At 64.5% G+C, this 25,842-nt stretch carries 25 protein-coding genes and 1 other RNA gene; 24 read left to right on the top strand and 2 right to left on the bottom strand.

Annotation, left to right across the window (positions count from 1 at the left end; translation table 11 throughout):
* A partial coding sequence (locus J0I79_RS35170; protein ID WP_366015190.1) for a hydantoinase/oxoprolinase N-terminal domain-containing protein occupies nucleotides 1-142 on the bottom strand: 142 nt, incomplete at its 3' end.
* A 189-nt stretch (nucleotides 143-331) separates the two neighbouring features.
* Between J0I79_RS35170 and J0I79_RS25180 the strand changes: the two genes are divergently transcribed.
* The 7 genes from J0I79_RS25180 (at nucleotide 332) to J0I79_RS25150 (ending at nucleotide 4,301) form a co-directional block, all read left to right on the top strand.
* Nucleotides 332-544 carry a hypothetical protein gene (locus tag J0I79_RS25180; protein WP_292865647.1) on the top strand — a complete coding sequence of 71 codons (213 nt, stop codon included), beginning with the start codon at nucleotides 332-334 and terminating at the stop codon, nucleotides 542-544.
* Between the two features lie 172 nt (nucleotides 545-716).
* Nucleotides 717-1,436, top strand: a complete 720-nt coding sequence (locus tag J0I79_RS25175) for a DnaJ family molecular chaperone (RefSeq protein WP_292865644.1) — start codon at nucleotides 717-719, stop codon at nucleotides 1,434-1,436.
* Nucleotides 1,433-2,188 carry an N-acetylmuramoyl-L-alanine amidase gene (locus tag J0I79_RS25170; protein ID WP_292865641.1) on the top strand — a complete coding sequence of 252 codons (756 nt, stop codon included), beginning with the start codon at nucleotides 1,433-1,435 and terminating at the stop codon, nucleotides 2,186-2,188. Before J0I79_RS25175 ends, J0I79_RS25170 begins: the two co-directional genes overlap by 4 nt.
* 212 nt (nucleotides 2,189-2,400) lie before the next feature.
* Complete coding sequence (locus J0I79_RS25165) at nucleotides 2,401-3,111, top strand: transglycosylase SLT domain-containing protein (protein WP_292865638.1); 711 nt, start codon at nucleotides 2,401-2,403, stop codon at nucleotides 3,109-3,111.
* Nucleotides 3,112-3,176: 65 nt separating this feature from the next.
* Nucleotides 3,177-3,575: RNase P RNA component class A (gene rnpB / locus J0I79_RS25160), an RNA gene on the top strand.
* Between the two features lie 151 nt (nucleotides 3,576-3,726).
* Nucleotides 3,727-4,002, top strand: coding sequence for a type II toxin-antitoxin system ParD family antitoxin (locus J0I79_RS25155; protein ID WP_292865635.1), 276 nt, complete (start codon nucleotides 3,727-3,729; stop codon nucleotides 4,000-4,002).
* The gene (locus J0I79_RS25150) at nucleotides 3,999-4,301 is read left to right on the top strand and encodes a type II toxin-antitoxin system RelE/ParE family toxin (RefSeq protein ID WP_366015186.1); all 303 of its coding nucleotides are present in this window, start codon (nucleotides 3,999-4,001) and stop codon (nucleotides 4,299-4,301) included. Before J0I79_RS25155 ends, J0I79_RS25150 begins: the two co-directional genes overlap by 4 nt.
* Before the next feature lie 9 nt (nucleotides 4,302-4,310).
* Here J0I79_RS25150 and J0I79_RS25145 read toward each other — a convergent pair whose 3' ends face one another.
* Nucleotides 4,311-5,426: a cystathionine gamma-lyase gene (locus tag J0I79_RS25145; protein WP_292865632.1), complete on the bottom strand. Its 1,116-nt coding sequence runs from the start codon at nucleotides 5,424-5,426 to the stop codon at nucleotides 4,311-4,313.
* Nucleotides 5,427-5,833: 407 nt separating this feature from the next.
* Between J0I79_RS25145 and mraZ the strand changes: the two genes are divergently transcribed.
* From mraZ to lpxC, 17 genes are all read left to right on the top strand, one after another.
* Nucleotides 5,834-6,307, top strand: a complete 474-nt coding sequence (mraZ, locus tag J0I79_RS25140) for a division/cell wall cluster transcriptional repressor MraZ (RefSeq protein ID WP_292865629.1) — start codon at nucleotides 5,834-5,836, stop codon at nucleotides 6,305-6,307.
* Nucleotides 6,304-7,320: a 16S rRNA (cytosine(1402)-N(4))-methyltransferase RsmH gene (gene rsmH, locus J0I79_RS25135; RefSeq protein ID WP_292865626.1), complete on the top strand. Its 1,017-nt coding sequence runs from the start codon at nucleotides 6,304-6,306 to the stop codon at nucleotides 7,318-7,320. The genes mraZ and rsmH overlap by 4 nt, the downstream gene beginning before the upstream one ends.
* A 4-nt stretch (nucleotides 7,321-7,324) precedes the next feature.
* The gene (locus J0I79_RS25130; RefSeq protein ID WP_292865623.1) at nucleotides 7,325-7,720 is read left to right on the top strand and encodes a hypothetical protein; all 396 of its coding nucleotides are present in this window, start codon (nucleotides 7,325-7,327) and stop codon (nucleotides 7,718-7,720) included.
* Nucleotides 7,717-9,441, top strand: coding sequence for a penicillin-binding protein 2 (locus J0I79_RS25125; RefSeq protein WP_292865620.1), 1,725 nt, complete (start codon nucleotides 7,717-7,719; stop codon nucleotides 9,439-9,441). The genes J0I79_RS25130 and J0I79_RS25125 overlap by 4 nt, the downstream gene beginning before the upstream one ends.
* 54 nt (nucleotides 9,442-9,495) lie before the next feature.
* On the top strand, nucleotides 9,496-10,950 hold the full coding sequence (locus tag J0I79_RS25120; RefSeq protein WP_292865617.1) for a UDP-N-acetylmuramoyl-L-alanyl-D-glutamate--2,6-diaminopimelate ligase: 1,455 nt from the start codon (nucleotides 9,496-9,498) through the stop codon (nucleotides 10,948-10,950).
* Nucleotides 10,947-12,404 (top strand): UDP-N-acetylmuramoylalanyl-D-glutamyl-2,6-diaminopimelate--D-alanyl-D-alanine ligase, encoded by a 1,458-nt coding sequence (locus tag J0I79_RS25115; RefSeq protein ID WP_292865614.1) that lies wholly within the window; start codon nucleotides 10,947-10,949, stop codon nucleotides 12,402-12,404. The genes J0I79_RS25120 and J0I79_RS25115 overlap by 4 nt, the downstream gene beginning before the upstream one ends.
* Nucleotides 12,405-12,428: 24 nt before the next feature.
* Nucleotides 12,429-13,511, top strand: coding sequence for a phospho-N-acetylmuramoyl-pentapeptide-transferase (mraY, locus tag J0I79_RS25110; protein WP_292865611.1), 1,083 nt, complete (start codon nucleotides 12,429-12,431; stop codon nucleotides 13,509-13,511).
* An 8-nt stretch (nucleotides 13,512-13,519) separates the two neighbouring features.
* The gene (murD, locus tag J0I79_RS25105) at nucleotides 13,520-14,920 is read left to right on the top strand and encodes a UDP-N-acetylmuramoyl-L-alanine--D-glutamate ligase (RefSeq protein WP_292865608.1); all 1,401 of its coding nucleotides are present in this window, start codon (nucleotides 13,520-13,522) and stop codon (nucleotides 14,918-14,920) included.
* Nucleotides 14,920-16,071, top strand: a complete 1,152-nt coding sequence (ftsW, locus tag J0I79_RS25100) for a putative lipid II flippase FtsW (RefSeq protein ID WP_292865605.1) — start codon at nucleotides 14,920-14,922, stop codon at nucleotides 16,069-16,071. The genes murD and ftsW overlap by 1 nt, the downstream gene beginning before the upstream one ends.
* 1 nt (nucleotide 16,072) lies before the next feature.
* Nucleotides 16,073-17,200, top strand: a complete 1,128-nt coding sequence (murG, locus tag J0I79_RS25095; RefSeq protein ID WP_292865602.1) for an undecaprenyldiphospho-muramoylpentapeptide beta-N-acetylglucosaminyltransferase — start codon at nucleotides 16,073-16,075, stop codon at nucleotides 17,198-17,200.
* Entirely contained in the window at nucleotides 17,197-18,597 is a 1,401-nt protein-coding gene (gene murC, locus J0I79_RS25090) for a UDP-N-acetylmuramate--L-alanine ligase (protein ID WP_292865599.1), read from the top strand. Before murG ends, murC begins: the two co-directional genes overlap by 4 nt.
* On the top strand, nucleotides 18,594-19,559 hold the full coding sequence (gene murB / locus J0I79_RS25085; protein ID WP_292865597.1) for a UDP-N-acetylmuramate dehydrogenase: 966 nt from the start codon (nucleotides 18,594-18,596) through the stop codon (nucleotides 19,557-19,559). Before murC ends, murB begins: the two co-directional genes overlap by 4 nt.
* A 289-nt stretch (nucleotides 19,560-19,848) precedes the next feature.
* The gene (locus J0I79_RS25080; RefSeq protein ID WP_292865595.1) at nucleotides 19,849-20,775 is read left to right on the top strand and encodes a D-alanine--D-alanine ligase; all 927 of its coding nucleotides are present in this window, start codon (nucleotides 19,849-19,851) and stop codon (nucleotides 20,773-20,775) included.
* On the top strand, nucleotides 20,763-21,695 hold the full coding sequence (locus tag J0I79_RS25075) for a cell division protein FtsQ/DivIB (protein WP_292865592.1): 933 nt from the start codon (nucleotides 20,763-20,765) through the stop codon (nucleotides 21,693-21,695). The genes J0I79_RS25080 and J0I79_RS25075 overlap by 13 nt, the downstream gene beginning before the upstream one ends.
* Nucleotides 21,692-22,999, top strand: coding sequence for a cell division protein FtsA (ftsA, locus tag J0I79_RS25070; RefSeq protein ID WP_010910249.1), 1,308 nt, complete (start codon nucleotides 21,692-21,694; stop codon nucleotides 22,997-22,999). Before J0I79_RS25075 ends, ftsA begins: the two co-directional genes overlap by 4 nt.
* A gap of 66 nt (nucleotides 23,000-23,065) precedes the next feature.
* Nucleotides 23,066-24,757, top strand: coding sequence for a cell division protein FtsZ (gene ftsZ / locus J0I79_RS25065; RefSeq protein ID WP_292865588.1), 1,692 nt, complete (start codon nucleotides 23,066-23,068; stop codon nucleotides 24,755-24,757).
* A gap of 279 nt (nucleotides 24,758-25,036) precedes the next feature.
* Nucleotides 25,037-25,842: UDP-3-O-acyl-N-acetylglucosamine deacetylase (gene lpxC / locus J0I79_RS25060; protein WP_292865585.1), on the top strand; the 806-nt coding region annotated here is incomplete at its 3' end.

Genomic DNA, 25,842 nt, shown 5'->3' with positions numbered 1-25,842 from the left:
TGCCCTGGATGGCGGCATCGGCATAGGCTTCGGGATTCTCCGAAAGCAGCTTGCGCGGATGCAATGCGCCTTGCGGATCACGGCCGATGACATCGGTGAAGGTGCCGCCGCGATCGATCCAGAAATCCCATTTCGCGGCCATCGCGGCTGTCTCCGGCATTTTCCATTCGGGGATTTCGTTGTTAATGCGCCGCGACGCCGGCGGCAACGCCGCCCTGCATGCCATTGATGTTACATGCGGAAACGCAACGTTACGAAACTCCTTGGCGCGTGATGCATTTTCCCTTCGACCGCTCACCGCAACGTGAGCGTGTGTTGAAGGAGAGATGTTATGAAGAAGCTCATTCTTGCGTCCGTGTCCGCAATTGCGCTGCTGGGCGTCGCTGCTTGTAGCGACAGCGGCAAGGGCACTGACAACACCACCACGCAGAGCACCAATCCCCCGGCCGCCGAGCAGCCGATGAAGCCCGCGGCCCCGGCTGACAATTCCACCAAGCCCGCAGAACCGGCTCCGGCAACGCCTGCTCCTGCACCCGCGCAGTAGTGAGTAAGGCAGTAGTGAGTAAGTAAGTGCGTCTTGGGAGGAGAGGCCGGCGTCACGCCGGCCTTTTCTCGTGGAGAAGCCCATCAGGCTGATATGGCGACCGTCGTTCACTAAGCCGATAGCGACGGATATTGGCTTGATAGCGGGGACCGGTTCGCTTTAAGAAGCGGCCATGTCGATTTGGGACCGCCTCGGCGACTTCATCACACGGGTATCGTCTTCAGCGTCGTCGGGCGTTGCCGATGTGGTCGAGGCCGTGCGTACCGTTTTCTCCGGCGATGCCGACCTGCGCCGCCGCGTCGCGTTCTCGGTGGCGATGATCGCGCTCTCGGCCAAGATGGCCAAGGCCGACGGCATCGTGACCCAGGACGAGGTGCGCGCCTTCCAGGAAATATTCGAGGTGCCGCCGTCGGAAAGGCGCAATGTGGCGCGGCTCTACGACCTTGCGAAACAGGACGTCGCCGGCTTCGAGATCTATGCCCAGCGCATGGCGCAGCTTTGCGGCTCGGGCCACGCCAACTGCATGATGCTGGAGGATATACTCGACGGCCTGTTCCACATCGCCAAGGCCGACGGGTTGATCCACGAGCACGAGGGCCAGTTCCTGCACCGGATCGCCGAGATCTTCGGCATCGACGAGGCGCATTATGAGGCGATCCTCGCCCGCCATGTGAATCTCGGCGCGGCCGACCCTTATGTCGTGCTTGGCATCGAACGCGGCAAACCGTTCGAAGAAGTGAGGAAGCGGTATCGCAAGCTCATTTCCGACAATCATCCCGACCGGTTGATCGCGCGCGGCCTGCCGCAGGAATTCATCAAGATCGCGACGACCAGGGTTGCGGCCATCAATGCCGCCTACGAAATGATCGAGCGGGGCCTGCGGCACGCATGAGCGGCTTCCTGCCCGACGAGCCGAGCGCCGAGGTCAGGGTATCGCCGAATTTCGGGCCAAGGCGCGACACGCCGAAACCCGATATGATCGTGCTGCATTATACCGGCATGGCGACAGGTGCGGGAGCCGAGGCCTGGCTGTGTGATCCGGCGAGCGAAGTCTCGTCGCATTACCTCGTTCATGAGAACGGCCATATCGTGCAGATGGTGCGGGAAAGCGACCGCGCCTGGCACGCGGGCAAGAGCTCCTGGTTCGGGCGCACGGACATTAACTCCTGCTCGGTCGGCATCGAGATCGTCAATCCCGGACATTCGCTGGGCTATCCCCATTTTCCGAGGCGGCAGATCGATGCGGTCATCAGCCTGTGCAGGGGGATCGCCGGGCGGCACGCTATCCCGGCCAAACGGGTGCTGGCGCACTCCGATGTGGCGCCGGGCCGCAAGATCGATCCCGGTGAAAAGTTTCCTTGGACTGTGCTGTTCGACGCCGGCGTCGGTCATCTCGTGCCGGCCGCCCCTGTCAGGCGCGGCGCCGCGCTGAGGCCCGGCGATGCCGGGGCAGCGGTCGAAGCTATGCAGTCCATGCTTGCGCTCTACGGCTATGGCGTTGAGATATCAGGCATTTTCGATCCGCAGACGCGGGTTGTCGTCGAAGCTTTCCAGCGGCACTTTCGGCCACGTCTCGTCGACGGTCTTGCCGATGGTTCGACGATGCGCACGCTGCAAAGATTGCTGTCTTCCGTCAGGGATTGACCCTGCGTCAGTCATCCGCTCAAGTAATCCAGTTCGTCGTCAAAGTTACAAGCTGTCACTCAAAGTGACTTGCCTCGCCTTCATTGCCGCCAATTCGAGCTTCAAAGGGCGATCCGTACAGTTTGTCGGACGTTCAGCCCCCCGGATGATCCGATATTAGTCAAGCGATGTCGCGCGAATATCTTTTGCGCGGCCCAACAGAACAGGATCACATGCAGAAATTGACCGTTGTAACGGCAGCTCTTGCTGCCGGCGTAATGACTTTTGCCTTCAGCACGGCACATGCCGCGCCATTGAGCCCGCGGGCCGATCAAGGGTCCGTGGTGGTGAACGCCAAAGGCAAGGCCATTTCGGCCAAAAGCAGCGTGAAGGCGACGAAGCGGACTTCGGCGAAGGTGGAGAAAGCAAGCTGGACCAAGGCGAAGAAGGCCACCGCTAAAAAGCAGACGAAGCGTGGCCGCAAGACCATCGACATGATGACGACGGCGTCGATCGGGCTCAGGAATGTTGCAGCGTCGACGGCGGCGGTAGCCAGCGGTGGCCAGTATTCCGCGATCGTCGCCCGCTATGCGGCGAGCTATGGCGTTCCGGTTTCCCTGGCTCACGCCGTCATCAAGATCGAGAGCAATTACCGCCCGAACATGGTCGGCAGCGCGGGCGAGATCGGCCTGATGCAGATCAAGCCGGCGACGGCGCGGATGATGGGCTATTCCGGTTCGGCCAAGGGGCTTTTCGACCCCGACACCAACATCAAGTACGGCATGAAGTATCTTGCCATGGCGCGCGATCTCGGCGGCGGCACCACTTGCGGCACGATCCTGAAATACAATGCCGGCCACGGCGCCACCCGGATGAACCCGGTTTCGGCGGCTTATTGCAGCAAGGTCAAGGTGCAGTTGGCGGCCGTCGGCGCGCCCGCTTGAGAAGAACCGGACGCAACCGGCTTTTTCGGTTGCGTTTTGTGGTGTGAACCCCTTTATACGCCCTGCCAGCTGGCCGGGCGGCCGCACCCGCAAACGCCGAAAGGCTGCGGGTGAGGAAAGTCCGGGCTCCATGGAGACACGGTGCCGGTTAATGGCCGGCGGGGGCGACCCCAGGGAAAGTGCCACAGAAAGCAAACCGCCACGACTTGTCGTGGTAAGGGTGAAAGGGTGGGGTAAGAGCCCACCGCGCGCCTGGCAACAGGAGCGGCACGGTAAACCCCACCGGGAGCAAGACCGAATAGGGGCGGTGCGGGGGGAAACCCTCGAGGGCTGTTTCCGGCTCACCGTCCGGGTAGGTTGCGTGAGGCGTATGGCAACATGCGCCCAAGATGAATGGCCGCCACGTTCTCGCGCCGCAAGGGGCGAGGGCCATACAGAACCCGGCTTACAGGCCGGCTGGCAGTTTTCCGCTACAAGAAGCTATTGACATCAGCGGGTTGCGTCTTCCGGCGCACCCTTTGATTCAGCCGCTTGGCCGGAACGGGCGGATGGCTGTTGCTTGAAGCTGGTACGATTAAATCGTACCATGTCCGAAAGCTAGGTCAGGAGCGGATCATGGGACAAGTCGACAAACGCAGTATCACGCTCTCGCCGGAACTGGCGCAAGCGGTGGACGATGTCGTTGCCGCTGGCGAATATGCTTCGGCCAGCGAAGTGATCCGTGACGCTTTGAGGCAATGGAAGGACCGCCGCGACCTGCTCGGCTATACGGTCGAGGAACTGCGCAGGCTGGTGCAGGAGGGGATCGACAGCGGGCCGGGGCGGTTTGCGTCCATGGATGAGATCAAGGCCGAAGCGCGCAGGCGCCTGAGATCCACCGGCGCGGCATGAATTTGCTTCCTATTGTCCAGAACGCGCGCGCTGAAGATGATCTGATCGCGATCTGGCGGTATATTGCGCGCGACAGCGAAGCTGCGGCCGATCGGATGCTCGACCGTATCGAGGCAAGGTGGCAGCAGTTGGCCGCCTATCCCTTCTCAGGTGCGCCACGTGACGATATCGCGCCCGGCATTCGTCACATCGTGGTCGGCGACTACCTCACTCTTTACCGGGTCGGCGACGGCGCGATCGAGATTCTTCGCGTGCTGCATGGCCATCGCAAGATCGAGGCCGACGACCTCGGGTCGTGATCGGTCCGGTCAGTCGCCGATCCTGTCCAGCGATTCCTCGATCGCCTTCCAGAGTTCGTCCACCGGTTCGCAGCCGACCGACAGGCGAACGAATCCGGGCGCTACCGTGTCTCCACGCTTGGAGCGCCGTTCGGCCGAGGTGTGGACACCGCCGAAGGAGGTAGCGGCCTGCATGAGTTCGCAACCGTTGATGAAGTCCTCGGCTTTCTGCTCGGAGGCCAACTCGAAGGAGATCAGGAAGCCGAAGCGCTCCATCTGGACGCGGGCCAGATTGTGGGAGGGATCGCCATCGAGGCCGGGATAGCGCAGTCCCGTCACGGCGCGATGCTCCTTCAGCCTCTGCGCGATGGTTTCGGCCGACGAGCACATGCGGTCGAAACGCACTTCCAGTGTTTCAAGGCCGCGATGCACCAGCCAGGCCTCGAACGGGCCGGGAATGCCGCCGACCATGCCGCGCCAGTCCGTTACCTGGGAGATGATGTCGGCGTCGCGGCTGGCGACATGCCCGAACAGCACGTCTGAATGGCCGTTGACCGCCTTGGTGTCGGCGGAGACGACGATATCTGCGTCGAAATCGAGCGGGCGCTGGCCGAGTGACGTCATCGTCGTGTTGTCCGCGACGAGGATTCCGCCCTGGTCGTGGACGGCCTTGGCGACGGCGGAGATGTCGCAGATGTCCAGGCGGGGATTGGACGGGGTCTCGACGAAGACAAGGCGGTAGCCTTCGAAACCGCCGTCAAGGAAGGTCGGCGTGGGCCTGGTGTCGCAGATTATGCCAAGCGGCTTCAGGAAGCGTTCCGCCATGGCGCGCGTGGCATGGTAGCCGTCAGCCGGCAGCAGCACGCGGTCGCCTGATTTCAGGAGCGCGAAGAACACTGCCGAGATCGCGGCCATCCCGGATGGAAAGGTCACGCATTGCGCATTTTCCAGATGGCCGAGCGCATGTTCCACCGCGCGCCAGGTCGGGTTGTCGTAGCGGCCATACTGATCGATGCCCGTCTCGACGCCGGGGGTGTGAAAGATCGACGCCATGGTCAGCGGCAACGGAATGGGATCGCCCGCCGCCAGCCCGTCACGGCGCAAGTGGGAAAGTTCGGCGGCGCGTGATTTTGCCGTCTCGGACATGCGTTCGATCCTTGTTGCTGGGCGAAAAGACGTCGGTCGACGCTATGCGCGCGGGTGATCCGCGGCAAGCCGCGTCCTTTGGGCCAGGAGGCTCTAAACGGTTCGTTAGGCTTAATCATCCATAAACACGAGACGTGCCGTAACGGCTGTTCTCGCTGGTCGTGCTGCGCGCGTTTGTGAAGCCTATTCCCGTTGACGCCCATAGTACCCCATGATATCCCATTTCGACATCAAAGCCTTCGTTCCGCGTCAGGGTAAAGCGTACGCCAATCGGGCAGCCGCGGCGGCTGCGCGTTTGCCGTTTTTTGCCTCTGTGGACCGGGCTGACATGGGGCAGGGAACGCGCCGCGGCGGCGCGTACAACAGGATGACGAGGGGTGCAGCGGCGCGAGCGGCTGTGACGTTCAATGGACCGGTTTCTGTCGAACACGGTAAGCAGGATCGATGCGAAGGGACGGGTATCCGTTCCGGCGCATTTCCGTGCCGTCGTGCAGAAGCGCGGCTATTCGGACCTTTATGCCCTGCGTTGCCTGGATCTGCCGGCGATGGATGTCGGCGGGCTCGATCTGCTCGACCGCTACGAGCAGCGCATCGCGCAGGAGGATCCTTTCCATCAGACGGCGGACGACATGTCGTTCTTCTGCCATGGCGACGGAACATTCCTGAAGCTGGATCAGGATGGCCGCATCACCATGACCGATTTCATTCGCGAGCATACCGGCATTTCGGCGGAGGTGGCCTTTGTCGGGCGCGGCAATTTCTTCCAGATCTGGGAGCCGGGACGGCTTGCCGCCTATGGGGCGCAAGCGCGGGCCAGGCTTTTGCAGCTTCGGCAGGGGACGAAGGCTCGCGAGGGCAAGGCTGGGGAGCGACCGGAATGATGGCGGGCCACGGCGATGATACCAACGCCGTTGGCGGACCGGTCCGCCACATTCCGGTCCTCCTTGGCGAAGTGCTTGAAGCGCTGGCGCCGGCGGAAGGCGACATCATCATCGACGGCACGTTCGGCGCCGGCGGCTACACCAAGGCCATTCTGGCGGCCGGGGCTACCGTTGTCGCGATCGACCGCGATCCCGACGCCATCGCGGCCGGGCGCGATCTGGAAGTGCAGTCGGGCGGCAGGCTGAAGCTGGTACAGGCGCCGTTCTCGACGCTGGACGAGCACGCGATGCGCGTCGACGCCGTCGTGCTCGACATCGGCGTTTCCTCAATGCAGCTCGATCAGGCCGGGCGCGGATTTTCCTTCCGCGCCGATGGCCCGCTCGACATGCGCATGGCGCAGGCGGGCCTGAGCGCGGCCGACGTGGTCAACAGCTTCAAGCCTGGTGACCTTGCCCGCATCTTCGGCTTCCTTGGCGAAGAGCGCCATGCCGGGCGCATTGCCCGCATGATCGAGGCGCGGCGCGAAAAGCGGCCGTTCGAGCGCACGCTGGAACTGGCCGATGCCATCGAGACGCATATCGGCCGCGCGCCGAAGGACAAGATCCACCCGGCCACCCGCGTCTTCCAGGCGCTGCGCATCTTCGTCAATGACGAGCTTGGCGAACTGGCCAAGGCGCTGTTTGCGGCCGAACGCGCCCTGAAGCCGGGCGGACGCCTCGTCGTGGTGACGTTCCATTCGCTGGAAGACCGTATCGTCAAGCGCTTCATAGCCGACCGCGCCGACGCCGCCAGCGGCTCGCGCCACATGCCCGAGGCGCAGGCGCGCAGCGCCACCTTCCGCAAGGCCGGCGGCGGCGTGACGGCGACTGATGCGGAAGTATCGGCCAATCCGCGCGCCCGCTCGGCAAGGCTGCGCGCGGCGATCCGCACCGAAGCGCCGGCTCGCCCGGGCGACTTCTCGATTTTCGGACTTCCAAAACTTCCCGGCATCGACCAGCCGGGGGAGAGGTAAGCACGTGTTCCGTACCAGCGACATTGTCCTGATCGCCGTCATGGTTTCGGCGGCGGCCCTGACCTACAAGATCAAGCGGGAGGCCGAGGACCAGCTGGCGGCCGTGCAGAAGATCCATACCCAGATCCGTTACGAGGAGGAGACGATCGACCTGCTCAAGGCCGACTGGAGCCTGCTCACCCAGCCGTCGCGGCTGCAGAAGCTCGCGGAACTCTACAAGGCCCAGCTCGCGCTCGAGCCGGTCAGCGGCCGCCAGATCGTCGGCTTCGGCGACCTGCCGGCCAAGGCCCTGGACATTCAGGACATACTGAACGGGCGCCAGGGCGCCATGGCCGACAATTCCGGCAAGGCGCCTGCGGGCGGCAACGATCCCGTCGTGACCGGAGGCATCGCCCAATGATCGGCAAACTGCTGAAGCGCCTCGGCATGGCACGCCGCGCCAGGACGGCCGAAGACGGATCGATCGTCGTCGAGGGCGCGCGCAAGGCTACCGGCGGCAAGGGCAAGGCGCGCATTGTCATGACGATGGCCGTGTTCTTCGGCATCTTCACGACCATATCGGGGCGGCTGGTCTATCTCGGCTTCCAGACGCCGGACCTGTCGGGCGGCCCGCAAAGCCGGGTGACCGCGTCGCGGCCGGACATTGTCGACCGCAACGGCGAAGTGCTGGCGACCGACATCAAGACGGCGTCGCTGTTCGCCGAGCCGCGCCGCATCGTCGATGCCGACGAAGCGATCGAGAAACTGACGACTGTATTGCCCGATATCGACTACGAGCAGACCTATCACAAGCTCAAGAGCGGCGCCGGCTTCGTCTGGCTGCAGCGGCAGCTGACGCCCAAGCAGCAGGCCGACATCATGCAGCTCGGCATTCCCGGTTTCGGCTTCCGCACGGAAAAGCGTCGCTTTTACCCGAGCGGCGAGACCTCATCCTACATTGTCGGTCTCACCAACATCGACAATCAGGGCATCTCCGGCATGGAGAAATATATCGACGAGCAGGGCCTGAGCGACCTGCAGGCGTCGGGCCTTGCCGTGGCCCGGGATCTCAAGCCGGTGAGGCTGTCGATCGATCTGCGCGTCCAGCATGTGGTGCGCGACGAGATCGCCGCCGGCCTGGAGCGTTATCGCGCCATGGGCGCCGGCGCCGTTGTCATCAACGTCAAGACCGGCGAAGTGGTCGCGATGGCCTCGGTGCCGGATTTCGATCCGAACAATCCGTATAACGCGCAGGACAAGGACCGGTTGAACCGCATGTCGGCGGGCCTCTACGAGATGGGCTCGACCTTCAAGAGCTTCACCTCGGCGATGGCGCTCGATTCCGGCAAGGCGACGATGACGAGCCGCTTCGACGCCTCGCATCCGATCCGCGTCGGCCATCAGGCCATTCACGATTTCCACGGCAAGAACCGCGTGCTGTCGCTGCCGGAGGTGTTCCTGTATTCGTCCAATATCGGGTCGGCCAGGGAGGCCGAACTGGTCGGCATCGAAGGACACCGCGAGTTCCTGCATCGCCTGGGCATCCTGGAGAGAATGCAGACCGAGCTGCCGGAAGTCGCCCGCCCGACCGAGCCGAAGGTCTGGAAACAGGTCAACTCGTTCACCATCGCCTTCGGCCACGGCGTGTCGACGACACCGCTGCAGGCGGCGGTCGGCTGCGCGGCTCTGGTCAATGGCGGCTACCTGATGAATCCGACCTTCCTGGTGCGCAGCCAGCAGGAAGCAATGGCTGTCGCCAAGAAAGTGGTCACCGACAAGACGGTCGAGGGCATGCGCTACCTCTATTCGCTCAACGCGGAAAAGGGTTCGGCCAGAAACGCTAGGGTTCCCGGCTATCGCGTCGGCGGCAAGACCGGAACCGCCGAGAAGGTCATCAACGGCCGCTACTCCAAGGATTTGAATTTCAACACCTTTGTCGCTGCCTTCCCGATGGATGACCCGCAATATCTGGTGTTCACGATTGCCGACGCCCCGCATCCTGAAAAGCCCGGGATGACCGACGTCGCCGCCAACAATGCGGGGGTGATGGCCGGCAATATCATCAGGCGCACGGCGGCCATGCTTGGCGTGAAACCAGATTTCAGCCATGAAAATGGTGCAACGCTGGTTTCCTACGAGTGATTCTTGGGGCGCGCCAGCAACTGCGCGCCATTTTATTGCGGTGAACGGAACTCGATGAAGCTCAAAGATCTAGCCGGTATCCTGCCAGTCGAAGGAACAGCTTCCGCCGATCTGGAGGTAACCGGTATCTCGTCGGATTCCCGCCAGGTAAGACCCGGCGTCGTCTTTTTCGCGCTGGCCGGAACCAAGGCCGATGGCGCGGCCTATGCCGCCGATGCGGCCGGGCGCGGCGCGGCGGCTGTTGTGACGGGCAAGGGCAGCGCCGTCGAAGGACTGTCGGTTCCGGTGCTGGCGGTCGATGATCCCCGTCTGGCCCTGGCGCTCGCCGCCGCCCGCTATTTCGGTCGGCAGCCGCAGACGATGGTGGCGGTGACCGGCACCAGCGGCAAGACCTCGGTCGCCGCCTTCACCAGGCAGATCTGGGAGCAGGCAGGCTACGCCGCTGCTTCGATCGGCACGACAGGCGTGGTGGCGCCCGGCCGCAACGAATACGGCTCGCTGACGACGCCCGACCCGGTCGCCCTGCACCAGTTGCTGCGGGAATTGGCGGATGCCGGCGTTACCCACGCCTCGATGGAGGCCTCCAGCCATGGTCTCGACCAGCGTCGCCTCGACGGCGTGAAGCTCGCCGCCGGCGGTTTCACCAATCTCGGCCGCGACCACATGGATTATCATCCAACCGTCGAGGACTATCATCGCGCGAAGCTGCGCCTGTTCGACACGCTGCTGCCGAAAGGCGCGCCGGCCGTCATCTTCGCCGACGATCCATGGTCGGAGCCGACGATTCATGCCGCCACGGCGGCTGGGCTCGAAGTGCTGACGGTCGGTCGCCATGGAGGCTTCCTCACGCTGAAGCGGGTCGAGCATGAGCGCCATCGCCAGCGCGCCGAGGTCGAGGCTGGCGGCGTGCTTTACGAGATCGACCTGCCGCTGGCCGGGGATTTCCAGATTTCCAACGCGCTCGTTTCCGCCGGGCTCGCCATTTCGACCGGAACCCCTGTCGCCAAGGCGTTGATGGCGCTCGAGAAACTGAAGGGCGCGCCTGGCCGTCTCGATCTCGTGGGCACCACCGCCGCCGGTGCGCCGGTCTATGTCGATTATGCACACAAGCCGGATGCGCTGGAAAACGTCCTGGCTTCGGTGAGGCCTTTCACCACCGGCCGCGTCATGGTCGTGTTCGGCTGCGGCGGCGATCGCGACCGAGGGAAAAGGCCGATCATGGGCGAGATCGCGACCCGGCTTGCCGATGTCGTTATCGTCACCGACGACAATCCGCGCTCCGAAGTGCCCGAGACGATCCGCGCCGCCATCATGGCCGCTGCGCCGGGCGCCATCGAGATCGGCGACCGGCGCAAGGCGATCCACGAGGCGGTCGGCATGCTTCATGCCGGCGACACGCTGATCGTGGCCGGCAAGGGCCACGAGGAAGGCCAGACGATCGGTAGCGAGACCCTGCATTTTTCCGATCATGAGGAAGTCCGCGCAGCGCTCACGGAGCGTGCCGCATGAGCTTGCTGTGGACATCGGAAGCACTGGTCGCCGCCATGGACGGGCGGCCGCTCGGGCCGATGCCCGAGGGCATATCGGGCATTTCGATCGACACCCGCAGCCTGCAGCCGGGCGACGCCTTTTTCGCCATCAAGGGCGAGGCGATGGATGGGCATGATTTCGTCACGGCGGCCATCAAGGCCGGCGCCGGCGTGCTGGTGGTCGCGGAAGGCAAGCTGCCTTCGCTCGGCCGCCTGACGGCGCCGATCATCGTCGTGGAGGATGTGCTCGTCGCTTTGGAGAAGCTCGGCGTCGCCGCGCGTGCCCGCTCTACGGCAAAGATCATCGCGGTGACCGGTTCGGCCGGCAAGACGACCACCAAGGAAGCGTTGCGCCACGTGCTGTCGGCGGTCGGCAAGGTGCATGCCTCGGCGCAGTCCTTCAACAACCATTGGGGCGTGCCGCTGACGCTGGCGCGCATGCCCGCCGATTGCGACTATGCGGTGTTCGAGATCGGCATGAACCATCCCGACGAGATCAGGCCGCTGGTGAAGATGGTGCGACCGCATGTCGCCATCGTCACCATGATCGCGGCGGCGCATCTCGGTTTCTTCCGCAACCTCGATGAGATCGCCAAGGCCAAGGCCGAGATTTTCGAAGGGCTGGAGCCTGGGGGCGCGGCTGTCCTCAATCGCGACGACGCGCGGTTCAAGCTTCTCGACAAGATGGCGCGCGCCGCGGGGGTCGAGCATGTCTACGGCTTCGGCGAGAATGCGCGCTCGACTTTCAAGCTCACCAAATGCGAGCTGCATGCCGACCATTCCGACATCGCCGCCAGGATTGACGGCCACGACATGATCGCGCGCATCGGCGCGCCCGGCCGCCACATGGTGCAGAACGTGCTGGCGGTGCTGGGCGCGGCGCATCTGGTCGGCGCCGACCTTGGCAAGGTGGCGCTTGCGCTGGTCGACCTGTCCGCCGAGCGAGGCCGTGGAAAGCGCCATGTGCTGCGCCACCCCGGTGACTCGACTTCGAGTCACCCCGCTGGTCCGATCACGCTGATCGACGAGAGCTACAATGCCAATCCGGCCTCGATGGCCGCCGCGATGGCGCTGCTCAATGCAACGCCGGTGGCGGGCGAGGGCCGACGCATCGCCGTGCTCGGCGACATGCTGGAACTCGGCGACCATTCGGCCAAGCTCCATGCCGCGCTTGCCGAGCTCATTGTCGGCACCGGTACCGCGACTGTCTTTCTCGGCGGTCCGGAAATGCGGTCGCTGGCGCAGGCGCTGCCGGACGACATCAAGACGGAGTACCGAGCCGGCGCCGAGGAACTGAAGCCGGTGCTGCTTGCCGCGCTGAGGCCCGGCGACGTGGTGATGGTCAAATCGTCGAAGGGCATTGGTTTTGCAAAGCTGGTCGATGCGCTGCTGGGCAAGTTCCCGGCAGAATCGGCAACCGGCAACCAGACCTAGATCAAGTCGGGGGACGAAAGTCGCATGTTCACACTGCTGGTCGATTTCGCGGACAAGATCTCGGTCTTCAACGTCTTCCGCTACATCACGTTCCGCACCGGCGGAGCGCTGATCACCTCGGCGCTGATCGTCTTCATCTTCGGGCCGACTATCATCAACTCGCTGAGGCTGAGGCAAGGCAAGGGCCAGCCGATCCGCGCCGACGGGCCGCAGACGCATTTCAAGAAGGCCGGCACGCCGACCATGGGCGGGCTGATGATCCTGTCCGGTATCATCGGTTCGTCGCTGCTATGGGCCAACCTGTCGAGCATCTATGTCTGGGTGGTGCTGCTGGTGACGTTGGGCTTCGGCTCGATCGGCTTCTACGACGACTACCTGAAGGTGACGAAGCAGTCTCACCTCGGCTTTTCCGGCAAGGCGCGGCTGGGGCTTGAATTCATCATCGCGGGCATTGCCGCCTGGGCGATCATGCACAATGGCCAGGCGCCGTTCTCGTCGTCGCTGACATTTCCCTTCGCCAAGGAATTCCTCGTCAATCTCGGATGGTTCTTCATCCCGTTCTCCTGCTTCGTCATCGTCGGCGCCGGCAATGCGGTGAACCTCACCGACGGCCTGGACGGGCTGGCGATCGTGCCGATCATGATCGCGGCGGCGTCATTCGGCGTCATCGCCTATCTCTCCGGTAATGCGGTGTTCGCCGAATACCTGCAAATCCACTTCGTGCCCGGCACCGGCGAATTGGCCGTGGTGCTCGGCGCCGTGATCGGCGCCGGCCTTGGCTTCCTCTGGTTCAACGCGCCGCCGGCCGCGATCTTCATGGGCGATACCGGCTCGCTGGCCATGGGCGGTCTGATCGGCACCGTCGCGGTGGCGACCAAGCACGAGATCGTGCTGGTCATTGTCGGCGGCCTGTTCGTGGTCGAAATCCTGTCGGTCATCATCCAGGTTGGTTATTTCAAGATGACCGGCAAGCGCGTGTTCCTGATGGCGCCGATCCACCATCACTTCGAAAAACTCGGCTGGACCGAAAGCCAGGTGGTGATCCGCTTCTGGATCATCGCCGTCATCCTGGCGCTGGTCGGCCTTTCCACCCTCAAGCTGAGATAGGGAACACCGTGATCCCCGCCGCATCCTTCGCAGGCAAGCGCGTTTCGCTCTTCGGGCTCGGCGGCTCGGGCATCGCGACGGCGCGCGCGCTGATCGAGGGCGGGGCGCAGGTGCTCGCCTGGGACGACAATCCCGACAGTGTGGCCAAGGCCGCCGCCACCGGCATCGCAACAGGAGACCTGCGTGGCGCCGACTGGGCCGGCTTCTCGGCCTTCGTGCTCTCGCCCGGCGTGCCGCTGACGCACCCCAAACCGCACTGGACGGTGGAACTGGCGCGCGGCGCCGGCGTCGAGATCATCGGCGATATCGAGCTGTTCTGCCGCGAGCGGACGCAGCGCGCGCCGGCAGCGCCGTTCATCGCCATCACCGGCACCAATGGCAAGTCGACGACGACGGCGCTCACCGCGCATATATTGAAGGCTTCCGGGCGCGACACCCAGATGGGCGGCAATATCGGCCGCGCGGTGATGACGCTCGATCCGCCGAAACCAGACCGGCACTATGTTGTCGAATGCTCGTCCTACCAGATCGATCTCGCGCCCTCGATCAACCCGACGGCCGGCATACTGCTCAACCTGACACCGGACCATCTCGACCGTCACGGCACCATGCAGCACTACGCCTCGATCAAGGAACGGCTGGTGGCCGGCAGCGAGACGGCGATCGTCGGCATCGACGATTCCTGGTGCGCCCAGATCGCCGAGCGGCTGGAGCGGGCGGGGCGGCAGGTCATCCGCATCTCCAAGCGGCTGCCGCTGACCGATGGCTATTTCGCCGACGGCACCAATCTGATGGAGGCCGTCCATGGCCGCTACAGCCGTGTCGCGTTCCTGGAAGGCATCGGCTCGCTGCGCGGCCAGCACAATGCGCAGAACGCGCTTGCCGCCGTCGCCGCCTGCCTCAGGGTAGGGCTCGATCTCGGTGAAATCCAGTCCGGACTGGAGAGCTTCCCGGGGCTCGCGCACCGCATGGAGCAGGTCGGCCGCAAGGACCATGTGCTGTTCATCAACGATTCCAAGGCAACCAATGCCGATGCGGCGGCGCCGGCGCTGTCCAGTTTCAACCGCATCTACTGGATCGCCGGTGGCTTGCCCAAGGAAGGCGGCATCGAGCCGCTGCGCGGCTTCTTTCCGCGCATCGCCAAGGCCTATCTGATCGGCGAGGCCGCACCCGCCTTCTCGGCGACGCTGGGCGAAGCGGTGCCTTACGAGATATCGGGCACGCTGGCGGCTGCGGTCGAACATGCGGCGCACGACGCGGCTCAGGACGACAGCGGCGAGGCAGTGGTGCTGTTGTCGCCGGCCTGCGCCAGTTTCGACCAGTTCAAGAATTTCGAGGTCCGCGGCGAAGCCTTCAGGCAAGCTGCGAGCGCTATAGATGGTGTCAAACCCATCGGAGGGGCACGATAATGCAGAGCCGTCTCGATAAAAGTCCGGTTGCGACCTGGTGGTGGACCATCGATCGCTGGTTCCTGGCGGCGTTCCTGTCGCTGATGGGGCTCGGCATTGTCTTGTCCTTCGCCGCCAGCCCAGCGGTGGCCGAACGCATCGGCCTGGACAGTTTCCACTTCGCCACCAGGCAGATCATCTTCACCGTGCCGGCGCTTGGCGTGATGTTGCTGGTCTCGTTCCTCGATTCCCGGCAGATCCGGCGCATGTCGCTGATCATGTTGTGTCTGATGCTGGTGCTGATGGTGGCGGTGCTCTATGTCGGCGTCGAGGTCAAAGGCGCGCGGCGCTGGGTGTCGCTCGCCGGCCTGTCCATCCAGCCGTCGGAGTTCCTGAAGCCGGCCTTCGTCATCATGTGCGCCTGGCTGTTCGCCGAGCACAAGCGCCAGCCCGACATTCCGGGCAACCTCTTCGCCATGCTGCTGCTGGCGCTGGTCGTGTCGCTGCTGGTGGCGCAGCCGGATCTTGGCCAGACGATGCTGACGACCGGCACCTGGGGCATCATGTTCTTCATGGCGGGGCTGCCTTGGCTGTGGATCGTCGTGCTGGGTGCAGCCGGCGTCGGCGGCGTGTTCGCCGCCTATACGGTGTTCCCGCACGTCGCCTTGCGCATCGACAAGTTCCTCACCGGCGAGGGCGACACGTTCCAGGTCGACATGGGGCGCGACGCGCTGATCAATGGCGGCTGGTTCGGCGTCGGACCGGGCGAGGGCACCGTCAAGCGGGTCATTCCGGACAGCCATGCCGACTTCGTCTTCTCGGTCGCCGGCGAGGAATTCGGCCTGATCATGTGCTTCTTCATCATGTCGATATTCGCCTTCATCGTGCTGCGCGGCCTCAACACGGCGCTGAAGGAGCATGACGACTTCACCCGCTACGCGGTCGGCGGCCTCGTCACCGTGTTCGGCCTGCAGGCCGTCATCAACATGTGCGTCAACCTGCAGCTGGTACCGGCCAAGGGCATGACGCTGCCTTTCATCTCCTATGGCGGCTCCTCGCAGATCGCGATCGCGATCTCGATGGGCATGGTGCTGGCGCTGACGCGCAAGCGGCCGGAAAAGCGCAAGCAGATGGGCTTTGCGCTGCCGCAGCGCGCGCTGCCGGCGGAGTGACATGGCCAGAGGCGTTATCCTCCTTTGCGCGGGCGGGACCGGCGGGCATCTGTTTCCCGCCGAAGCGCTCGCGCATGAACTGATCGAGCGCGGCTGGGCGGTGCATCTGGCGACCGACGACCGTGCCGAGCGCTTTGCCGGCAATTTTCCGGCTGCCGCGATCCATCCGATACAGTCGGCGACGATGGGCTCGAAAAATCCTATCGCGGTACTTGGCGCCTTCTGGAAGATCTGGCGTGGCGTTCGCCAGGCCTCCGCCATCATCGCCAGGATCAAGCCGGAGGCGGTGGTCGGTTTCGGCGGCTACCCGACCTTGCCGCCGCTCTATGCGGCGACGCGGCGCAAGGTGCCGACGCTGATCCACGAACAGAACGCGGTGATGGGGCGCGCCAACCGGGCGCTTTCAGGGCCCGTCGATGCGATCGCCGGCGGCTTCCTGCCGCAGGATAGCAGTGCCGCCGGCGCAAAGACGGTGACGACTGGCAATCCGGTCAGGCCGGCAGTGCTGGAAGCGGCCGGCACGCCTTACGCGCCATCGGTCGCGGACCAGCCTTTCCGCCTGCTGGTGTTCGGCGGCAGCCAGGGCGCCCAGTTTTTTTCCGACGCCATGCCGGCGGCGATCGCATTGCTTTCCGACGTCCAGCGCGGGCGCCTCTCGATCACGCAGCAGGCCCGCGCCGATGATGTGGGGCGGGTGAAGGAGGCCTATGCGGCGCTGGGTGTCAGCGTCGAGGTTTCGCCTTTCTTCAACGACATGGCGGCGCGCATGGCGGCGGCGCATCTGGTGATCTCGCGTTCGGGCGCCTCGACCGTTTCGGAGATCGCGGTGATCGGGCGGCCGGCGCTGCTGGTGCCTTATCCCTATGCGCTCGACCATGACCAGGCGGCGAACGCGGCGGCCCTGGCCGCCGCCGGCGGTGGTGAGGTGCATCCGCAGTCCACGCTTTCACCGGAGCGCATCGCGGCCCTGATCGGTGCCCTGATGGACCAGCCGGAGCGGCTTGCCGCGATGGCGGCCGCGGCCAAGTCGGTCGGCCGGCCCGACGCGGCGCGGTTGCTCGCCGACCTCACAGAGGCTATTGCGTCCCGCAAAACAGTATCGGATTTCAGGAAGGGGACGCACGCATGAAGATGCCGCAGACCATCGGACTCGTGCATTTCATCGGCATTGGCGGCATCGGCATGAGCGGCATCGCCGAGGTTCTGCACAATCTCGGTTACAAGGTGCAGGGATCCGACCAGGCCGACAGCGCCAATGTCCAGCGGCTGCGCGACAAGGGCATCGAATGCTTCGTCGGCCACAAGGCCGAAAATCTCGGCGACGCCGAGGTCATCGTGGTTTCGACGGCGATCAAGAAGTCGAATCCGGAGCTCAAGGCGGCGCGGGAGAAATTGCTGCCGATCGTTCGCCGCGCCGAAATGCTGGCCGAGCTGATGCGCTTCCGCCAGGCCGTCGCCATCGGCGGTACGCATGGCAAGACGACGACGACCTCGATGGTGGCGACGCTGCTCGAAGCGGGCGGCCTCGATCCGACGGTCATCAATGGCGGCATCATCAACGCCTATGGCACCAATGCCCGCATGGGCGACGGCGAATGGATGGTGGTCGAGGCCGACGAAAGCGACGGCACATTCCTGAAACTGCCGGCCGACATCGCCGTCGTCACCAATATCGATCCCGAACATCTCGACCACTATGGCAGCTTCGACAAGGTGCGCGAGGCCTTCCGCCAGTTCGTCGAGAACGTGCCATTCTACGGCTTCGGCGTGATGTGCACCGACCATCCGGAAGTGCAGGCGCTGGTCGGCCGCATCGAGGACCGCCGCGTCATCACCTATGGCGAGAACGCGCAGGCCGACGTGCGTTTCACCAACCACCGCATGGCGGGCGCCACGTCCGAGTTCGACGTCGTGATCCGCGACCGCAAGACCGGCGGGCAGAAGACGATATCGGATCTGCGCCTGCCGATGCCGGGTCGCCACAACGTTTCCAACGCGACGGCCGCGATCGCCGTGGCGCATGAGCTTGGCCTCTCGGGCGATGCGATCAAGAAGGGCCTGTCGTCCTTCGCCGGCGTCAAGCGCCGCTTTACCCACACCGGGTCGTGGAACGGCGTCGAGGTGTTCGACGACTACGGTCATCATCCGGTCGAGATCTCGGCGGTGCTGAAGGCAGCGCGCAGCGCCACCAAGGGTCGCGTCATCGCCATTGCCCAGCCGCACCGTTTCACCCGGCTGCATGACCTGTTCAACGAATTCTCAGCCTGCTTCAACGACGCCGACACGGTGATGGTCGCTCCGGTCTACGCGGCCGGCGAAGAGCCGATCGAGGGCGTTACCTCGGACGCGCTGGTGTCGCGCATCCGCGCCGGCGGCCACCGCGACGCGCGCTACATCGAAGGTCCGGCCGACATCGCGCCGGTCATCCGTGAAATCGCCAAGCCCGGCGATTTCGTGGTCTTCCTCGGCGCCGGCAACATCACCCAGTGGGCCTATGCGCTGCCCAAGGAGCTTGCCGCCTCATGATGCACGGCCAGGCCCTGATCGACAGACTTGGCGACCGGCTTGCCGGCCTGCGCGGGCGCATCACGCCCAATGCCGAGATGGACAAGATCACCTGGTTCCGGGCCGGCGGCCTTGCCGAGGCGCTGTTCCAACCGGCCGACGAGGAGGACCTCGCCGCGTTCCTGCGGGCGGTTCCCGAAGACGTCCCGCTGACGATTGTCGGCGTCGGCTCGAACCTGCTGGTCCGGGATGGCGGCATTCCGGGCTTTGTCGTCAGGCTTTCGGCCAAGGGTTTCGGCGAGGCCCAGGCGGTTTCGCCGATCCGGATCAAGGCCGGAGCGGCAACGCCCGACAAGCGCGTGGCGGCCCTGGCGCTGGAGGCCGGCATTGGCGGCTTCCATTTCTATCACGGCATTCCAGGCGCCATCGGCGGCGCCTTGCGGATGAATGCCGGCGCCAATGGCGTTGAGACGCGCGAACGCGTCGTCGAGGTGCGCGCGCTCGACCGCAAGGGCAATGCCGTTACGCTGAGCAATGCCGAGATGGGCTATGCCTATCGCCATTCGGCGGCACCGGCCGGCCTGATCTTCACCTCGGCCGTTTTCGAGGGCTTCGCCGAGGACAAGGCCACCATCAAGGCGGCGATGGACGCGGTGCAGAACCACCGCGAGACCGTGCAGCCGATCCGCGAGAAGACCGGCGGCTCGACCTTCAAGAATCCCGAAGGCACCTCGGCCTGGAAAGAGATCGACAAGGCGGGATGCCGTGGCCTGATGATCGGCGGCGCGCAGATGTCGCCCATGCACTGCAACTTCATGATCAACACCGGAACCGCGACCGGCTACGACCTAGAATATCTCGGCGAAACGGTGCGGGCGCGCGTACTCGAACATTCGGGCATCCGCCTGCACTGGGAGATCAAGCGCATCGGCAATTTCCGGGCAGGACACGCCGTGCAGGAGTTTCTCGGGCAACTCCTCTAGTTCACGTTATGGGTGAACTTCAACGCGTTCCCAGAACGCTCAAAACCGTTGCTGCAAAGACTCAGCCGCACGGTTTTCGCATCCATTTTCTCACAAAGTGAATCTCTCGGAATCATAAGCACTTGCCAGTGAATCAACTCTCTGATTCTCTGCACTTAAAGCGTTTCCTGATTTGAGTCGTTCGACGCGTTACCCGCGTTTTCCGTCTGGGGGGCAACCTGCCGGGAGACTCGGACTCAATGTTGCGGAAAACTGGTTCTTGGTCCGCCATGAGAGGGGATGACGGGGAATGAAAAGCAAGCATGTGGCCGTCCTGCTGGGAGGTTTCTCGTCCGAGCGGCCCGTGTCCCTGTCTTCCGGAAAGGCGTGCGCCGATGCGCTGGAGAAGGAAGGTTACCAGGTCACTCGCGTCGATGTCGATCGCGATGTCGGTTCCGTGCTTGCCGAGCTTCGGCCTGACGTGGCCTTCAATGCTCTGCATGGTCCTTTCGGCGAAGACGGCACCATCCAGGGCATCCTCGAATATCTTGGCATTCCCTATACGCATTCCGGCGTGCTGGCCTCGGCGCTCGCCATGAACAAGGAGCAGGCGAAGAGGGTCGTCAAGTCGGTCGGCGTTCCCGTCGCCGAATCGAAGGTCGCCAATCGCTTCGCCATCCAGAATAAACACCCGATGAAGCCGCCTTACGTGATCAAGCCGGTCAGTGAAGGATCGAGCTTCGGTGTCGTGATCGTGTCGGAGGGGCAGTCGCACCCGCCCCAGGTGGTCGGGTCATCCGAGTGGAGATACGGCGATACCGTCATGGTCGAGCGCTACATCCATGGGCGCGAACTGACCTGCGCCGTGATGGGCGATGTGGCGCTCGGCGTCTGCGAGATCATCCCGACCGGCCATTCCTTCTACGATTACGATTCAAAATATGTGGCGGGCGGATCAAAACACGAATGCCCCGCAAAAGTTTCACCGAATATTTACCAAAAAATACAGACACTGGCGCTCAAGGCTCACCAAGCTGTCGGCTGTCGGGGCGTTTCCCGATCGGACTTCCGTTACGATGATCGTCACTCCGAAAATGGCGAGGTTGTATGGCTCGAGGTCAACACCCAGCCGGGCATGACGCCGACGTCTCTGGTGCCTGAAATCGCCGCCCAAGCCGGGCATTCGTTTGGTGAACTGTTGAGTTGGATGGTGGAGGACGCTTCGTGTCTGCGTTGAAATGGGGACAGGGCAAGGGAGGCGCGGCCGGGCCGTCGCTGTTCGGCCTGTCATCAAGCCATTTCGTACTGCCGCGCGTGCTTCGCCGCCCGGTGCGCATTCTGGCGCGCCTGGGCGATGGCGAGTTTCAGGCGCCGCGCTTCTCCCTCGCGATCATGACGACGGTGCTGCTCGCCTCGAGCGGCGCCTATGGCGCTTATGTCGGCGGCCATGCCGACGGTATTATCCAGAGCATTACTGCCCGCACGGGCTTCGCGGTCGATCAGGTCAAGGTAGTCGGCAATCACGAGACCTCCGAGATCGATATCCTGGACAGGCTCGAACTCGACGGCTGGACCTCGCTGATCGGCTTCGACGCGGAGGCCGCGCGCGAACGTATCGCCGGCCTGCCATGGATCGAGATCGCCGCGGTGCGCAAGGTCTATCCCCATACGCTGGAAGTGCGCGTCGAGGAGCGTGAGGCCTTCGCGCTCTGGCAGCAGGGCAGCGACCTTTCCGTCATCGAGAAGGACGGCGCCATCATCGCGCCGTTCTCGGGCGGCAAGCAGGTGCTGCTGCCGCTGCTGATCGGCGCCGGCGCGCCGGCCAAGGCGCCGGATTTCCTCGCCAAGGTCGAGAAGTATCCGGAGCTCGCCAGCCGTATCAAAGGCTATATCCGCATCGGCGAGCGGCGCTGGGACCTGAAGCTGGACAATGGTGTCACCGTCAAGCTCCCCGAGGATGGCGAGGATCAGGCGATCGCCGAACTGGTCAAGGTGGATCACGACAAGGGGCTCCTATCGCGCGACATCGCGGCCGTGGACATGCGCCTCTCCGACCGGCTGGTCGTGCAGCTGACGCCGGAAGCGGCGACGCAGCGCGAGGCCGCCCTCAACGAGAAACCGAAAACCCTCAAGCGCAAGCCGGAGACGAAGATATGAGCTGGCTTGGCGGTTCAGGCGATGCCTCGTCGCGCCGGTCCGGCACCCTGACGGTGCTGGATGTCGGTTCGAACAAGGTCTGCTGCATGGTGGCCAAGCTCAAGCCGAACGACGACGGCAAGCTGCTGCGCGGCCGCTCGCACCGCATCCAGGTGATCGGCATCGGCCATCAGAAATCACAGGGCGTGAAGTCGGGTGTCGTCGTCGATCTCGACCGCGCCGAGCATGCCATCCGCCTTTCCGTCGATGCCGCCGAGCGCATGGCGGGGCTGACGGTCGATTCGCTGATCGTCAACATGACCGCGGGCCGGCTGAAGAGCGAGGCTTTCTCGGCGACCATAAATCTTGGCGGCCATGAGGCCGACGAGGCCGACATCAAACGCGTGCTGGGCGCCGGCGCCAAGCAGGCGCTCAAGGCCGAGCGCGAGGTGATCCATTCGCTGCCGGTCGGTTTTTCGCTCGATGCCGAACGCGGCGTGCGCGATCCGCGCGGCATGGTGGGCGATGCGCTCGGCGTCGACATGCATGTGCTGACCGGCGACGCGGCGCCCATGCGCAACCTCGAACTCTCCATCAACCGCTCGCATCTGTCGGTCGAGCGCATGGTGGCGACGCCTTACGCCAGCGGGCTGGCGGCACTCGTCGATGACGAACTGGAGCTGGGCGCCGCCTGCATCGACATGGGCGGCGGCACGACGACGATCTCGGTGTTCTCGGAAGGCAAGTTCGTCCATGGCGACGCCATCGCCATCGGTGGCAACCACGTCACGCTCGACATGGCCAAGGGGCTTTCGACCTCACTCGACGCCGCCGAGCGGCTGAAGGTGATGCATGGCTCGGCGCTGCCGGGCAGTGCCGACGACCGCGACCTGGTCTCGATCCAGCCGATCGGCGACGATGGCGACGTGCCGCTGCAGATTCCGCGATCGGTGATGACGCGCATCGTGCGCGCCCGCATCGACGAAACGCTCGAACTGTTGCGCGACCGGCTGAACAAGTCCGGCTACGGCAATGCTGTCGGCAAGCGGGTCGTGCTCACCGGCGGCGCCAGCCAGCTGGCCGGCCTGCCTGAGGCGGCGCGCCGCATTCTGGGACGCAATGTGCGAATCGGCCGCCCGCTCGGCGTGGCGGGCCTGCCCGAAGCGGCGAAGGGGCCTGCCTTCTCGGCCGCCGTCGGGCTTCTGATCTATCCGCAGATGGCGAGCTTCGAGAGCCATCCCGCGAAAGGCATTTCCGGTCTCAGGATGACCGGAACGGGTGGAAAACTGCATCGCATGAGTCAGTGGTTGAGAGACAGTTTCTAATTGACGGGGACAGCCCCATAGGCGGCCGCGGCGGCGAAGCGGCGTGAAAGGCAAAGGACGGAGACAATGACCATCAATCTGCAGAAGCCGGACATCACCGAGCTTAAGCCGCGCATCACCGTGTTCGGTGTCGGCGGCGGCGGCGGCAATGCCGTAAACAACATGATCACCGCCGGCCTGCGCGGTGTCGAGTTCGTGGTGGCCAACACCGACGCGCAGGCGCTGACCATGTCGAAGGCCGAGCGGCTGATCCAGCTCGGCGCGCATGTCACCGAGGGGCTGGGCGCCGGATCGCAGCCGGAGGTCGGGCGCGCGGCGGCGGAAGAGTGCATCGACGAGATCATGGATCATCTCACCCACACCCATATGTGCTTCGTCACCGCCGGCATGGGCGGCGGCACCGGCACCGGCGCGGCCCCGGTCGTTGCCCGTGCGGCGCGCGAAAAGGGCATCCTCACCGTCGGCGTCGTCACCAAGCCGTTCCACTTCGAAGGCCAGCGCCGCATGAAGACGGCCGACATGGGCATCGAGGAACTGCAGAAGTGCGTCGACACCCTGATCGTTATCCCCAACCAGAACCTGTTCCGGCTGGCCAATGACAAGACCACCTTCGCCGATGCCTTCGCCATGGCCGACCAGGTGCTCTATTCCGGCGTCGCCTGCATCACCGACCTGATGGTCAAGGAAGGCCTGATCAACCTCGACTTCGCGGACGTCCGTTCGGTCATGCGCGAAATGGGCAAGGCGATGATGGGCACCGGCGAGGCTTCGGGCGAGGGCCGCGCGATGGCCGCCGCCGAGGCCGCGATCGCCAATCCGCTGCTCGACGAGACCTCGATGAAGGGCGCCAAGGGCCTGCTGATCTCGATCACCGGCGGCCGTGACCTGACCCTGTTCGAAGTCGACGAGGCAGCGACCCGCATCCGCGAGGAGGTCGATCAGGACGCCAACATCATCCTGGGCGCGACCTTTGACGAGGAACTGGAAGGCGTCATCCGCGTCTCGGTGGTCGCCACCGGTATCGACAAGTCGGCGGCCGAAATCGCCGCAGCGCCGATCTCGATCCGTGCCGCCGCGCCGCAGCAGAAGCCGGTCGCGCGTCCGGCCGTCGCCGCGGTAGAGACACGTCCGGCGCCTGTCCAGCAGGCCGCTTACGAGCCGCGCGCCGTTGATCCGGTCGCCGAGGCGATCCAGCTTGCCGAAGCGAACGCCGCCGCCATGGCCCATGCACGCCCGGCTCCGGTTGCCCATGCGGACGATTTCCGCCCGCAGAGCAAGATCTTCCAGGCGCCGCCGGCCCAGCCGCAGCCGATGCCTCAGCCCGTGGTCCAGCAGGTGATGCAGCCGGCGCCGCAGCCGCGTGAGATGCTGCGCGAGGTCCAGCAGCCCGTGGCGATGGCGCCGCAGCGCATGCCGCGCGTCGAGGACTTCCCGCCGGTGGTCAAGGCCGAGGTGGATGCCAAGAGCCGCCCGGCCGACCACGAAAACAGCGGACCGATGGGCCTGCTGAAGCGCCTGACCAATGGCCTGACCCGCCGCGAAGAAAAGCCCGCCCGGCTGCAGCCGGCGCAGCCGCGCGAACCCAAGTTGCGCCAGGCAGCGCCTGAGGTGCGCCGTCTCGCCAGCCAGGACGCCCAGCTCTACGCGCCGCGCCGCGGCCAGCTCGATGATCAGGGCCGCCTGACCCCGCAGGTCAGGTCGACTCAGGACGACGACCAGTTGGAGATTCCGGCGTTCCTGCGCCGTCAGGCCAACTGATCATCTAACGGACTGTAACAATTGTTAACAGGCAGGCAAGAGATTGCTTGCCTGTTAACGTTTAAAGTGGTGTAAAATCAAATAGTTACGATGCCGTACATGTTCCAGTTCGCGGTTACACAGGGAAAGAAACCGTGATTTGGAGTCTCCGCGCCGGGACATTATCTTCGCTGCCTACCATAGTCGGTCTGCCGGGATTTCGGGGAAGTGGCCCTGCCTGCCGATTTCACAAGAGCCGCGCCCTCGGGTTGGAGAAGCGGACCTAGGCATATCGGGCTTATGGGGATTGTCTTGCACGACCACCAGACGACAGTGAAGACGCGCGCGTCGCTTACCGGCACCGGCGTCCACAGCGGCAAAGAAGTTTCCATCAGTTTCCTGCCTGCCGATGCCGATACCGGCATCGTGTTCCAGCTTGTCAACCGCGAGGGGCAAGGTGGCGAAGGCCAGGGCCGTGAATTCCGCGCCCTGTTTTCCGAGATCGGCGCGACTGACCTCTGCACCATGCTTGGCGATCCCTCGGGCGAGCACATCGCCACGGTCGAGCACATCATGGCCGCCCTGTTCGGCCTCGGCATCGACAATGTCGTCATCGAGATCGACGGCCACGAGGTTCCGATCCTCGACGGCAGCGCCATGGCCTTCGTGGAAGCCATCGACCAGGCCGGCATCGAGACGCTGGCCGTCAAGCGGCGCTACATCAGGGTCGTCAAGCCGGTCCGCATCGAGAATGGCGCTTCATGGGCCGAGTTCCGGCCCTATGACGGCACCCGGTTCGAGGTCGAGATCGATTTCGAAAGCCCGGCGATCGGGCGCCAGCTCTTTGCTTCCGACATCAATGCCGACATTTTCCGTCGCGACATCGCGCGCGCCCGCACCTTCGGCTTCATGAAGGATGTCGAGCGCCTGTGGGCCGCCGGTTATGCGCTGGGCTCCTCGCTGGAGAATTCGCTCGTCATCGGCGACGACAACCGCGTCATCAACATGGGCGGCCTGCGCTATCCCAACGAATTCGTGCGCCACAAGACGCTCGACGCCATGGGTGACCTGGCGCTGGCCGGAGCCCGTTTCATCGGCTGTTTCCG

Source organism: Mesorhizobium sp. (assembly GCF_017306585.1).
In the GTDB taxonomy this organism is placed as follows: domain Bacteria; phylum Pseudomonadota; class Alphaproteobacteria; order Rhizobiales; family Rhizobiaceae; genus Mesorhizobium.
This window is presented reverse-complemented; position numbering and strand designations above follow the sequence as displayed.